Origin of the sequence: Pseudoduganella sp. UC29_71, from assembly GCF_042693265.1 — a bacterium.
In the GTDB taxonomy this organism is placed as follows: domain Bacteria; phylum Pseudomonadota; class Gammaproteobacteria; order Burkholderiales; family Burkholderiaceae_D; genus Rugamonas.
Map to the genome: position 1 here is coordinate 5,242,584 of NZ_CP170549.1, position 12,882 is coordinate 5,255,465.

10 protein-coding genes are annotated in these 12,882 nt (G+C 67.5%); 7 read left to right on the forward strand and 3 right to left on the reverse strand.

Going from position 1 to position 12,882, the window contains the following annotated elements:
- Window positions 1–20 precede the first annotated feature (20 nt).
- A complete protein-coding gene (locus ACFJI2_RS23260; protein ID WP_377702108.1) occupies window positions 21–1,682 on the reverse strand; it encodes an amidohydrolase in 1,662 nt (553 codons plus the stop codon).
- 94 nt (window positions 1,683–1,776) lie between these two features.
- Between ACFJI2_RS23260 and ACFJI2_RS23265 the strand changes: the two genes are divergently transcribed.
- Window positions 1,777–2,415: a glutathione S-transferase family protein gene (locus tag ACFJI2_RS23265; protein ID WP_377702109.1), complete on the forward strand. Its 639-nt coding sequence runs from the start codon at window positions 1,777–1,779 to the stop codon at window positions 2,413–2,415.
- Here the strand turns inward: ACFJI2_RS23265 and ACFJI2_RS23270 are convergent.
- Both ACFJI2_RS23270 and ada read right to left on the reverse strand, forming a co-directional pair.
- Complete coding sequence (locus tag ACFJI2_RS23270; RefSeq protein WP_377702110.1) at window positions 2,412–3,227, reverse strand: 2OG-Fe(II) oxygenase; 816 nt, start codon at window positions 3,225–3,227, stop codon at window positions 2,412–2,414. The two genes, ACFJI2_RS23265 and ACFJI2_RS23270, sit on opposite strands and share 4 nt — an antisense overlap.
- Window positions 3,224–4,288, reverse strand: a complete 1,065-nt coding sequence (gene ada / locus ACFJI2_RS23275) for a bifunctional DNA-binding transcriptional regulator/O6-methylguanine-DNA methyltransferase Ada (RefSeq protein ID WP_377702111.1) — start codon at window positions 4,286–4,288, stop codon at window positions 3,224–3,226. Before ada ends, ACFJI2_RS23270 begins: the two co-directional genes overlap by 4 nt.
- Window positions 4,289–4,381: 93 nt before the next feature.
- Between ada and hutC the strand changes: the two genes are divergently transcribed.
- From hutC to ACFJI2_RS23305, 6 genes are all read left to right on the forward strand, one after another.
- Window positions 4,382–5,101 (forward strand): histidine utilization repressor, encoded by a 720-nt coding sequence (hutC, locus tag ACFJI2_RS23280; RefSeq protein ID WP_107874067.1) that lies wholly within the window; start codon window positions 4,382–4,384, stop codon window positions 5,099–5,101.
- A gap of 172 nt (window positions 5,102–5,273) precedes the next feature.
- Entirely contained in the window at window positions 5,274–9,980 is a 4,707-nt protein-coding gene (locus ACFJI2_RS23285; protein ID WP_377702112.1) for a PAS domain S-box protein, read from the forward strand.
- Between the two features lie 2 nt (window positions 9,981–9,982).
- Window positions 9,983–10,417, forward strand: coding sequence for a response regulator (locus ACFJI2_RS23290; protein WP_107874058.1), 435 nt, complete (start codon window positions 9,983–9,985; stop codon window positions 10,415–10,417).
- A gap of 258 nt (window positions 10,418–10,675) precedes the next feature.
- On the forward strand, window positions 10,676–11,002 hold the full coding sequence (gene trxA / locus ACFJI2_RS23295) for a thioredoxin TrxA (RefSeq protein WP_107874055.1): 327 nt from the start codon (window positions 10,676–10,678) through the stop codon (window positions 11,000–11,002).
- 133 nt (window positions 11,003–11,135) lie between these two features.
- The gene (gene rho, locus ACFJI2_RS23300; protein ID WP_057153038.1) at window positions 11,136–12,398 is read left to right on the forward strand and encodes a transcription termination factor Rho; all 1,263 of its coding nucleotides are present in this window, start codon (window positions 11,136–11,138) and stop codon (window positions 12,396–12,398) included.
- 183 nt (window positions 12,399–12,581) lie between these two features.
- A complete protein-coding gene (locus ACFJI2_RS23305) occupies window positions 12,582–12,851 on the forward strand; it encodes a type B 50S ribosomal protein L31 (protein ID WP_107874054.1) in 270 nt (89 codons plus the stop codon).
- Window positions 12,852–12,882 lie beyond the last annotated feature (31 nt).

Below are 12,882 nucleotides of genomic sequence, written 5' to 3' on the forward strand. Positions count from 1 at the left end.
GCTCGGGGTGGGATGGGGGATTAACGTTTGTACACTTGTTTGCCGGCCAGCCAGGTTTGCAGTACGGTGATCTTGCCGATGTTGGCGGCGGGGACTTTGAACAGGTCGGCCTCGGTGACGATGAAGTCGGCCCATTTGCCAGCTTCGAGCGTGCCCACCTCCTTTTCCTGGCGCGCGGCGTAGGCGGCGTCCAGCGTGAAGCAGCGGAAGGCTTGCACCAGCGTCATGGCTTCGTTCTTGTACCAGCCGCCGGCGGGCATGCCGCTGCCGTCCTGGCGCGTGACGGCGGCGTGGATGCCGGCCAGCGGGTTGGGCGATTCAATCGGGAAGTCGGAGCCGCAGGCGATCTTCGAACCCTGCTTGAGGAAGGTCTGCCACGCGTACGCGCCCTTGATGCGCTGCGGGCCGACGCGCTGCTCGGCCATGTTCTGGTCGGAAGTGGCGTGGGTCGGCTGCATGGAGGGGATGATGCCCAGCGTCTTGAAGCGCGGGATGTCGGCCAGCGTCACCACCTGCGCGTGCTCGATGCGGTGGCGCTGCGCGGCGGCGGCAGGGTATTTCTTCAGCAGCTCGGCATACGCGTCCAGGATCTGGTGGTTGCCGGCGTCGCCGATGGCGTGCACGTTGACCTGGTAGCCGGCCTTCATGGCTTTTTCCATCTTGGCCAGCATCTCGTCGTTCTTGTAGAACAGCAGGCCGTGCGTGTGCGGGGCGTCGCTGTAGGGCGCGATCAGGGCGGCGCCGCGGCTGCCCAGCGCGCCGTCCGAGTACAGCTTGACGGCCGACAGCGCGTACAGGCCGTTGGCGTAGCTTGGCAGCGGGCCGTCCTTGGACAGCTGGTCGAAGTCGGCGGTGGTGTCGCCTATCATGGCGTAGATGCGGGCGGTGAGCTTGCCGTTGTCGGCGTAGGCGCGGTACAGGCGGTCTTCACTCACGCCGATGCCGGCGTCGTGCGCGCCGGTCAGGCCCACCTTGGCCATGTGCGCGAGCGCGCCGTCGAGCGCGGCGCGCGCTTCGGCTTCGGTGGGCGCGGGCACGACTTTGTTCACCAGGTCCATCGCGGCGTCGACCAGGATGCCGGTCGGGCGGCCGATTTCGTCGCGCTCGATCTTGCCGCCGGCCGGGTCGGGCGTGTCATGCGTGATGCCGGCCAGCGCCAGCGCCTTGCTGTTGACCCAGACGGCGTGGCCGTCCACCCGGTGCATCAGCGCGGGACGGTCGGCCACCACGCTGTCCAGTTCGGCCGCCGTCGGGAAGCGGCCCAGTTTCCAGATCTCCTGGTTCCAGCCATTGCCCACCACCCAGGCGCGCTGCGGGTTGGCTTGGCTGAAGCCGGCCACGGCTTGCAACGCCCCGGGCAGCGAGGTGGAGCTGTACAGTTCCACGCCGGTGGCGATGGCGCCCAGGCCGAACACGTGGCCGTGCGCGTCGATCAGGCCGGGCAGCACGGTCTTGCCCTGCATGTCGACGCGGGTGGCGCCGGCCGGCGCCTTGGCGGCCACCGCCTTGCTGCTGCCCACCGCGATGATCTTGCCCTGGTCGTCGTAGGCCAGCGCGGCGAACTTCACCAGCTTGCCGGACGCGTTGAGCGTGTAGCCGTTGGCGTTGTCGACGATGGTGGCGGCGTTGGCTGCGGCGGGCAGCGCGGCGGCGAGGGCAAGCATCAGGGTGGTCAGGCGCATCGAAACAATCTCCAGTGTGAATTCAATAGCAAGAAGGAGAGTGTAGCGAAGTTTGCACGCTGGTCCAATACGGTTTTTTCCCGTGGAGAGAACCATGCTGACCCTGTTCGATTACCTGCCTTCCCAGAACGCGTGGAAGGTGCGCCTGCTGCTGCACCACCTGCAGCTGCCCTACCACCCGGAGTACGTCAGCATTTTCGAGGGCGAGGGCCAGCGGCCGGAATTCCTGGCGGTGAATCCCACCGGCGCGGTGCCGGCGCTGCGGCTGGACGATGGCCGTGTGCTGGCGGAGTCGAACGCCATCCTGTTCTTCCTGGCGCAAGGGACGCGCTACCTGCCAGGGGACGCGTTCGGGCAGGCCAGGGTGATGCAGTGGATGTCGTTCGAGCAGGACTATGTGGGCGCCATCGCCACGCTGCGCCACTGGACCATGACGGGCAAGCTGGAACGCCGCCCGGCGCAGCTGGTGGCCATGAAGCGCGCTGGCTCGCTGCGCGCGCTGCGCATGCTGGACCGGGAGCTGGCCACGAGGCCTTTCATCGCGGGCGATGCGTACACGATTGCGGATATGTCCTTGTATGCATACACGCACCGGGCGGAGGAGGCGAACCTGCCGCTGGCGGAATTCGTGCACGTGGCGGCCTGGGCGGAGCGGGTGGCGGCGCAGGAGGGTTTCCTGCATCTGTGCCATCCCTATTCGATCGATCCGTTTTCGGGCCGGGAGCTGCCTTAGCTGGCGTCGTGGAAGATGATGCCGAGGGTATGGCGCGCGCCGCTGCGCAGGCGCGACACGCCGTGCCGCATGTTGACGCGGTAGCTGCCGCGCGTGCCATTCACGGGGCGGTGGAAGACGGGGAAGATGACCATGCCGCCCTGCTCCAGCGGCACCACTTCGGCGCGCGACTGCATGCGCGGGCGCTGCTCGGTGAGCACGAATTCGCCGCCGTCGAAATCGGCGCCGGGCCGGGACAGCAGCACGGCCGCTTGCAGGGGGAAGACGTGGTCGCCGTACAGGTCCTGGTGCAGGCAGTTGTAGTCGCCAGCGCGGTATTGCAGCAGCAGGGACGTGGGGCGGGTCTGGCCGGCGCCGTGGCAGCGGGCGATGAAGTCTTCGTGCGCCGGCGGGAAGCGCGGCTCCAGCTGCATGGCTTCGTACCAGCGGTTGGCGATGCCGGCCAGCGGCGGGTACAGGGCGGCGCGCAATTGGGCGATGGGGCCGGGCAGCGGGTAGGCGAAGTATTGGTATTCGCCCTTGCCGAAGCCGTGGCGCTCCATGACGACGCGGCTGCGGAACAGTTCGGGCCTGGCGTAGGCACCGGCCAGGCGCCGGCATTCTTCGGCCGTCAGGAAGGCGGGGACCATGGCGCAGCCGTGAGCGTCCAGGTCTGCGCCGATGCGCGGCCAGTCGAGCGCGGCGCAACGCGCGGCCAGCCGGCCGAAGGCGCGCGGCGATGGCGCGGCGATGCCGGACAGGGCGGCGCCATCGGCAGGCGCGCCCCTCCCGGCAGGCGCTGGGACGGCGGGAGCGGGCAGCGCGGCGCTCACTTGGAGCCCTCGCGTTCGAGCAGCGCCTGCTTGCGCTCTACGCCCCAGCGGTAGCCGGAGATGGAGCCGTCGTTGCGCACCACGCGATGACAGGGAATCGCCACGGCGATGGCGTTGGCGGCGCAGGCGCCTGCCACGGCGCGCGCCCCGCTCGGCAGCCCTACCCGCTCGGCCAGCTCGGCGTAGCTGACGGTCTGCCCGGCGGGAATCTCGCGCAAGGCCTGCCACACGCGCTGCTGGAAGGCGGTGCCGCGCACGTCCAGCGGCAGCGCCAGGCCGATTTCGGGCGCTTCCACCAGCCCGATCACGGCGGCCACCACCTGCTCGTAGTCCTTTTCCGCGCCAATCAGCTCCGCTTTGGGGAAGCGGTCCTGCAGGTCGCGCGCCAGTTCGTCCGGGTCGTCGCCGATCAGGATGGCGCAGATGCCCTTGTCGGTGCTGGCCACCAGGATGGCGCCCAGCGAGCATTCGGCCACGGCGAAGCGGATCGCCGCGCCGCTGCCGCCGGCCTGGTAGGCTTTCGGCGTCATGCCCAGCGCGCCGGACGACTGGGCGTAGAAGCGCCCGCTCGAGTTGAAGCCGGCCGCGTAGATGGCGTCCGTGACGCTGGCCTGCTTGCCGGGACCGGCCAGCCCGGCCTGCATGCGGCGCTGCTTCACGCCCGCCGCGTAGGCCTTGGGCGTGAGCCCGGTCTGCGCCTTGAAGATGCGGTGAAAGTGAAAGCGGCTCATGCCGCTGGCCTCGGCCAGGCTGGCCAGGTCCGGTTCGCTCTCGGCCTCGTCGATCAGGCGGCACATCTGCGCCACCATGGCGGCGTGGCGCTCGGCCAGCGGCGGCTGGTCCGGCTTGCAGCGCAGGCAGGGCCGGAATCCGGCCGCCTCGGCCTCGGCCGTGCTGGCGTGGAAGCTGACGTTGCGGCGCAGCGCCGGGCGCGCGCCGCACGAGGGGCGGCAGTAGACGCCGGTGGTGCGCACCGCGTAGTAAAACTGGCCGTCGGCATGGCCGTCGCGCTGCTGCACCGCGGCCCAGCGCTCGTCGTCGTTCTTGAAGGTGGTGTTCATGGCCTGCTCCATCATGGTTTCATTATGGGGCCATGGTAGCCAGCCGCCAAGATCGCCACACCCCGACTCTTGCTTTTGAATTAAAATCCTTCCATGAACGAACAACAGGCAGCCGAAACCACCCCCATCTTCCAGCGCATCAAGGACCATTTGCTGGAGCAGATCGCCGCCGGCGTCTGGAAAGAAGGCGACGTGATCCCGTCCGAACAGGCGCTGGTCAAGCAGTTCGGCGTGTCGCGCATGACGGTCAACCGCGCCGTGCGCGAGCTGACCGCCGAGCAGGTGCTGACGCGCCGCCAGGGCTCCGGCACCTACGTGGCGCAGCAGAAATACCAGGCCACGCTGCTGGAAATCAAGAGCATCGCCGACGAGGTGCGCGCGCGCGGCCACGCCCACCGCAGCAGCCTGCAGCTGCTCGAACAGAGCAAGGCCGGCGACCTGCTGGCCAAGCAGTTCGAGCTGCCGCCCGCCTCGGTGCTGTTCCATTCCGTCATCATCCACTTCGAGAACGGCGTGCCCATCCAGGTGGAAGACCGCTGGGTCAACCCGGCCTGCGCCCCGCTCTACATGAGCCAGGACTTCGCCGCCATCACGCCGAACGAATACCTGATGGCCGCCGCCCCGCTGCAGGGGGCCACCTACAGCATCGAAGCGCTCAGCCCGCCGCGCGACATCGCCGACATGCTGGCCATCGACACCCGCCAGCCCTGCCTGGTGCTCAAGCGCCAGACCCGCTCGGCCGGCCAGGTGGCGTCCATCGCCACCATGTGGCACCCGGGCCACCGCTACCAGTTCGCCGGCAGTTTCGCCTGAGCCGGCGGCGCGATCGCTAGTAGATTGCAAGTCAGGAAAAACCAGTGCTTGACGGCCACAAAGTAAACACTACGGCCAAAATTTCGATGCTATAGTTGACTGGACAAATCGGGCCGCCTGGCTGGACAAAACAGCCGCCGCGCCCTCTGTCGCATTTGCGAAAGGGAAGCTCTTGCTGCATCGCCGTCCTCAGTCCAGTTTGCCGTCCGGCCTGCGCCGCCTGCGCGGGGCAGCCGCGCTGGCCTCCGCACTGGCCAGCCTGCTGCTGGGCGGCGCCGCCGCCGCGGCCGAGCCGGTCACGGTGCAGCTCAAATGGCTGCACCAGTTCCAGTTCGCCGGCTATTACGCGGCGCAGGACAAGGGCTACTACCGCGACGCGGGCCTGGACGTGACCTTGCGCGAAGTCCAGTCCGGCGTCGATCCGGTGCAGACCGTGCTGGACGGCAAAGCGCAATACGGCGTGGGCAGCAGCGCCCTGCTGCTCAGGCGCGCCGCCGGCGAGCCGCTGGTGGTGCTGGCCTCCATCTTCCAGCATTCGTCGGTGGCGCTGATCGCGCGGCATGGCGACAACGGCAAGCCGCGCGACTGGCGCGGCAAACGCGTCATGCTGGCGCCCGGCAACGAGGAGCTGCGCGCCTACCTGAAACAGCTGAACGTCGACCTGGACGCGCTGCACGTGCTGCCGCACAGCTACAACCTGGACGACCTGATCAACGGCAAGGTGGACGCCATGTCGGCCTACACCTCGGAAGCGCCGTATGTGCTGGACCGCAGCAATCTGCGCTACGACATCCTGTCGCCGCGCGCGGCCGGCATCGATTTCTACGGCGACATCCTGTACACCACGGAAAGCGAGCTGCGCGAGCATCCCAAGCGCGCCGCCGCCATGCGCGCGGCCACCCTACGCGGCTGGCAGTACGCCATGGCCCACCCGGGCGAGATCGCCGACCTGATCCGCGCGCGCTACCCCAACAGCCACAGCCGCGAACACCTGATGTTCGAGGCCCAGCAGACCATCCCGCTGCTGGAGCAGCGCCTGATCGAGCTGGGCTACAGCAACCCGGCGCGCTGGCGCGCCATCGCCGACACTTACGCCGGCCTGGGCATGATGCCGTCCCACTTCCCGCTGGACGGCTTCCTGTACCAGCCGCAGTCCGACCACCTGGCCTGGCAGTACGGCGCCGGCGCGGCCATCCTGGTGCTGCTGCTGGCCGCGGCCGGCGCGCTGCGCCTGCGCCGCCTGACGCTGGCGCTGGCGGCGGCGCGCGACCGCGCCGGCAAGGCCGAGCAGCTCACCAGCTTTGCCCTGGAAGGCACCGGCGACGGCGTGTGGGACTGGCTGCCGCAAGAGGACGTGCTGACCTTGTCGCCGCGCTACTGCGACATCCTGGGCTATGACCCGGCCCGCTTCAAGCCCAACGCGCAGGAAGTGATGGCGCTGGTGCACCCGGACGACCTGGCCCGCGTCAACGAGGAATTCATGCTGCCGGTGAACGCCGCCCCGCTCGAGACCGGCGGCGCCGAGCGCACCGCCCTGTCCTGCGAATTCCGCATCCGCTGCCGCGACGGCAACTGGAAGTGGGTGCTGGGACGCGGCATGGTGGTGGCGCGCGACGCCGGCGGGCGGGCGCTGCGCATGACCGGCACGCTGGGCGACATCAGCGAGCGCACCGCCGCCGAGGAGGCGCGCGTGGCGGCCATCCTGGAAGCGACGCCGGCGGCCATGATGCTGGCCGACCGCGACGGCCACGTGCGCCAGGCCAACGGCGCCTGCGCGCGCTGCTTCGGCTACGGCGCGCCGGAGCAGATGACCGGGCTGTCGATGGAACTGCTGGTGCCCGACACCATGCGCAGCACGCCGGGCCGCCCGCGCGAGCTGTTCACCCGCCCCGGCCTGCCCGGCCGCGTGCTCACCGCGCGCCGCCAGGACGGCAGCCGCTTCCCGGCCATGGTGCACCTGGCGCCGATCCAGATGGCCGGCCAGGGCCTGTCGGTGCTGTCGCTGCGCGACATGACGCAGCGCCAGCGCGCCGAGGAAGCGCTGCAAGCCAATTCGGAGCGCTACCGGCTGATCGTGCAGACCGCCGCCGAGGGCATCTGGATGACCGGCGCCGACGACAAGACCACCTTCGTCAACCCCACCATGGCGCGCATGCTGGGCTACGAGATCGAGGAGATGCTGGGCCAGCCGATGAGCGCCTTCATGGACGAGGAAGGCCAGGCGCTGCTGCTGCGCCACCAGCGCCGCCGCAGTTCCGGCCAGGCCGAGCAGGGCGACGTGCGCTTCTTCCGCAAGGACCACACGCCGATGTGGGGCCTGCTCTCGACCACCCTGGTCAACACCGACAGCGGCGCCTACGCCGGCACGCTGGCCATGATCACCGACATCAACGACCGCCGCCTGGCCGACCAGGCGCTGCGCAATTCCAGCCGCCGCATGGCGTCCGTGTTCAACGCGGTGACCAACGGCCTGGTGGTGCTGAACGGCGACGGCCTGATTTTGGAGAGCAACGCGGCAGCCGCGCGCATGCTGGGCGCGGCGGCCCACCCCGGCGCCGGCCTGTGGCCCGGCGTGCACGAGGACGGCCTGCCGTTCGCGCGCGACGAGCACCCGGTGTACCTGGCCCTGGTGTCGGGCCAGTCGGTGCGCGGCGTGGTGATGGGCGTGCGCCTGGCCGACGGCAGCCAGTGCTGGCTGTCGGTGAACGCCGAGCCGATGCGCGACGAACTGGGCGCCACGCCGATGGCCGTGGCCAGCCTGACCGACATCAGCTACCGCAAGCGCAGCGAGGACGCGCTGCGCCAGGGCGAGCAGCGCCTGCAGGAAATCATCAAGATGATGCCGACCGGCCTGTTCATCAAGGCGCCCGACGGCCGCTTCCTGCTGATGAACCCGGCCTGCGAGGCGCAGTTCGGCTACCGCTTCGAGGAGCTGATGGGCGGCGACGACAGCGCCTTCCACTCGCCCGACGAGCTGGCCGCCTTCCGCGCGCGCGACGCGGCCGCCTTTGCCGGCGGCGTGATGCTGGACTACGAAGAAACCATCTGGAACCCCACGCTGCGCGAGCTGCGCCACCTGCGCACCTTCAAGAACCCGGTGTTCGACGAGCGCGGCCAGCCGGCCTACCTGATCTGCATGTCGATCGACATCACCGACAGCAAGCAGGCCGAACAGGCGCTGCGCGAGCTGAACGAGCACCTGGAAGAGCGCGTGGCGCAGCGCACCGAGCAGCTCGACCAGGCCAAGCAGGTGGCCGAGGAAGCCAGCCTGGCCAAGGGCCAGTTCCTGGCCAATATGAGCCACGAGATCCGCACCCCGATGAACGGCGTGATCGGCATGGCCTACCTGGCGCTGAAGACCGACCTCGACCCGCGCCAGCGCGACTACCTGGAAAAGATCCGCTTCGCCGGCGAGCACCTGCTGGGCATCATCGACGACATCCTCGACATTTCCAAGATCGAGGCCGGCAAGCTGGAAATCGAGCAGGTCGATTTCGCGCTCGACCACGTGATCCAGACCCTGACCACGGTGGTGGCGCCCAAGGCGGCCGGCAAGGGCCTGAACCTGCTGTTCGAGCTCGACCCGACCCTGCCGCCGGTGCTGCGCGGCGACCCGCTGCGGCTGGGCCAGGTGCTGATCAACTACACCAACAACGCCATCAAGTTCAGCGAGCACGGCCACATCGTGGTCAAGGTGGTCAACGCCGTCAGCGACGCGGCCAACTGCCTGGTGCGCTTCGAAGTGCGCGACCACGGCATCGGCCTGTCGGAAGAGGAAATGGGCAAGCTGTTCCAGTCCTTCCAGCAGGCCGACACCTCCACCACGCGCGAGTACGGCGGCACCGGCCTGGGCCTGGCCATCTGCAAGCAGCTGGCCCAGCTGATGGGCGGCGAGGTCGGCGTGCGCAGCACGCCCGGCCAGGGCAGCACCTTCTGGTTCACGGCGCGCCTGGGCGTGTCGGCGCGCGCGGTGCCCGAACTGATCAGCAGCGTGAGCGACGCGGCCGCCGAGCTGGTGGCCAGCGCGCGCACCGCCGCCGTCATGGCCTCGCTGAAGGACGCCCGCATCCTGCTGGTGGAGGACAACACCTTCAACCAGCAGATCGCGCTGGAAATGCTGGAGGAAGCGGGCAGCTCGGTGTGCCTGGCCAACAACGGCCAGGAAGCGCTGGCCCTGCTGCACCAGGCCAGCTTCGACTGCGTGCTGATGGACGTGCAGATGCCGCTGATGGACGGCCTGGAGGCCACGCGCCGCATCCGCGCCGACCCCGCGCTGGCCGAACTGCGCGTGCTGGCCATGACGGCCACCGCCACCAGCGAGGACCGGGTGCGCTGCCTGGACGCGGGCATGGACGATTTCATTTCCAAGCCGATCCAGCCGGCGCTGATGTACCAGACCATCGCCAACTGGCTGCCGGCCCAGCGCGTGGAAGACAGCGAAGCGCTCGGCCCGCCCGGCACCGCCGCGCCCAGCGCGCGCCCGCGCGTGCCGGCCTTCAAGCCGACGCTGGCGGGCGACCCGGCGGTGATCGATTTATCCATCCTGGCCCAGCTGCTGGGCTACAATCCGCAGAAGATACGCAAGTTCGCCTTCAAGTTCCTGCAGACCACGCAGGATGGCTTCGACGAGATCGACAGCGCGCTGGCGCGCGGCGACGTGGCGCGCGTGCGCGAGCTGGGACACCGCATCAAGTCCTCGGCGCGCACCGTGGGCGCGCTCGGCATGGCCGAGATCTGCCTGGCGCTGGAACAGCTGCCCGCCGGCGCGCCGGGCGAGGAACTGGCCCGCGCCCGCGCCCTGGCCGCCGGCCTGTGGCCGCTGCTCGAGCGCGTGACCGAAGTCATCATGAACAACACCACTTTCGCCAACGACAACTAGTTATGAGTACACAAGAATCAAGCGCTGCGGGCGCACCGCCCCTGCGCGTGCTGCTGCTGGACGACGATCCCTTCATGCTGTCCCTGCTGGAGGACATGCTGGACGACGTGAGTCCGCAGCCGGGCAGCCTGGACGTGGCCAGCGCCCCTTCCGCCAAGGCCGCGCTGGCGCTGCTGGCGCAGGGCGCGCGCGACCTGCTGGTGTGCGACCTGTCGATGCCGGACATGGACGGCATCGAATTCCTGCGCCTGGTGGCCGAGACCGACTACCGCGGCACGGTGGTGCTGTTGTCGGGCATGGACGCCGGCGTGCTGCGCGCGGCCGAACGCCTGGCCATGGCGCAGGGCCTGACCATCCTGGGCGCGTGCAAGAAGCCGGTGGCGCCGGCCGAGCTGGGCGACCTGGTGGCGCTGGCCATGGCGCACCGCCGCGCCTAGACGCGGGGGGCGCAGAAGTGCTGCCACAGGTGTTGCCTGCAAGCCACAACAGCATTTTCCGCACACGCGGCAAAAATGCGTTATTATTTGATCCATCTCCCGCCTGTTATCCTCTTGCCATCATTTAGGGCATCTGTTGAATTCATGGAATATGTCTCCATCTGCGGCCTGTAATCCGGCAGCGTCAAGACGATATCCATCTACAGTGGCATAATCATCCAGGCGTAACTAACCTATACCTCCCACCGAGGGAAAAACATGAGCGAAAATATCAAACACATCTCCGACGCATCCTTCGAAGCCGAAGTGCTGAAATCCGACCGTCCTGTGCTGGTGGACTTCTGGGCTGAGTGGTGCGGTCCCTGCAAGAGCATCGCCCCCATCCTGGAAGAAGTGGCCAAGGAATACGAAGGCAAGCTGACCATCGCCAAGCTGGACGTGGACTCGAACCAGGCTGTGCCGGCCAAGTTCGGCATCCGCGGCATCCCGACCCTGATCCTGTTCAAGAACGGCGTACCGGCAGCGCAAAAAGTCGGCGCGATGGCAAAAGGCCAGCTGACCTCTTTCATCGACAGCAATATTTAAGTAAGATAGGCGGTGCTGCGCCCGCAGCGCCGCCTGCTTGGCCGGGAAATGGGCCATACCGTTTCCCTTATTGATCAACCCCACGCAGTTCCCTCCCCTACCTTTTTCTTCCCGTCACGGGACACTCACACATATGCATCTATCTGAACTCAAGGCCTTACACGTCTCCGCCCTGCTGGAGATGGCGATCGGCCTGGACATCGACAACGCGGCCCGCCTGCGCAAGCAGGAACTGATGTTCGCCATCCTGAAGAAGCGCGCCAAGTCCGGCGAGCAGATCTTCGGCGACGGCGCACTGGAAGTGCTGCCGGACGGCTTCGGCTTCCTGCGCTCTCCGGACGCGTCCTACATGGCGTCGACCGACGACATCTATATTTCGCCCTCGCAAATCCGCCGCTTCAATCTGCACACCGGCGATTCGATCGAAGGCGAAGTGCGCACGCCGAAGGACGGCGAGCGCTATTTCGCACTGGTCAAGGTAGACAAGGTCAACGGCGAATCGCCGGAAGCGTCGAAGCACCGCATACTGTTTGAGAACCTGACGCCGCTGCACCCGAACGAGCCGCTGCGCCTGGAGCGCGAGATGAACGGCGCCGAGAACATCACCGGCCGCATCGTCGACCTGATCTCGCCGATCGGCAAGGGCCAGCGCGGCCTGCTGGTGGCCTCGCCGAAGTCCGGCAAGTCCGTAATGCTGCAGCACATTGCGCACGCCATCACCGCCAACCATCCGGACGTGACGCTGATCGTGCTGCTGATCGACGAACGTCCCGAGGAAGTGACCGAGATGCAGCGCTCGGTGCGCGGCGAAGTGGTCGCTTCCACCTTCGACGAACCGGCCACCCGCCACGTGCAGGTTGCCGAAATGGTGCTGGAAAAAGCCAAGCGCCTGGTCGAGATGAAAAAAGACGTGGTGATCCTGCTGGACTCGATCACCCGCCTGGCGCGCGCCTACAACACCGTGATCCCGGCCTCCGGCAAGGTGCTGACCGGCGGTGTGGACGCCAACGCGCTGCAGCGTCCTAAGCGTTTCTTCGGTGCGGCACGCAATATCGAAGAAGGCGGCTCGCTGACCATCATCGCCACCGCGCTGATCGAAACCGGCTCGCGCATGGACGACGTGATCTACGAGGAATTCAAGGGCACCGGCAACATGGAGGTGCACCTGGAGCGCCGCCTGGCCGAGAAGCGCGTCTACCCGGCCATCAACCTGAACAAGTCCGGCACCCGCCGCGAGGAACTGCTGATCAAGGCCGACCAGCTGCAGAAGATCTGGATTCTGCGCAAGCTGCTGTACTCGATGGACGAGATCGAAGCGATGGAGTTCATCCTCGACAAGATGAAGGCCACGAAGACCAACCTGGAATTCTTCGACATGATGCGTCGCGGCGGCTAAGCCTCCTCGCAGCATGGCAATGCGGCAAGCACGCGGGGGGCGCCCCCGGCGGCTTGCCGCTTTTTTTTATCCGCTGTATAATCGACGGTTGTTTTTAACCACCGGCAAGTGAGCGGCAATCGGGTCAAGAAGCGGGACGACCGACGAAGTGCTGTTTGGCTACCAAACCACAGAGAGAAGCACATGAAACCAGAAATCCATCCAGACTACCGCGAAGTTGTGTTCCACGACCTGTCGTGCGACTTCAAATTCATCACCCGCTCGACCATCGGCACCCGCGACACCATCACCTTCGAAGGTAAAGAATACCCGCTGGTGAAGATCGAGGTTTCCTCGCAATCGCACCCGTTCTTCACCGGCCAGCACAAGATCGTCGACACCGCCGGCCGTGTTGAGAAATTCCGCCAGAAGTTCGGCAAAGTCGGTTCCAAGACCGCCGTCGCAGCAGGCTAATCTGCCCCGATGCACGAAAAAAGGCAGCTAC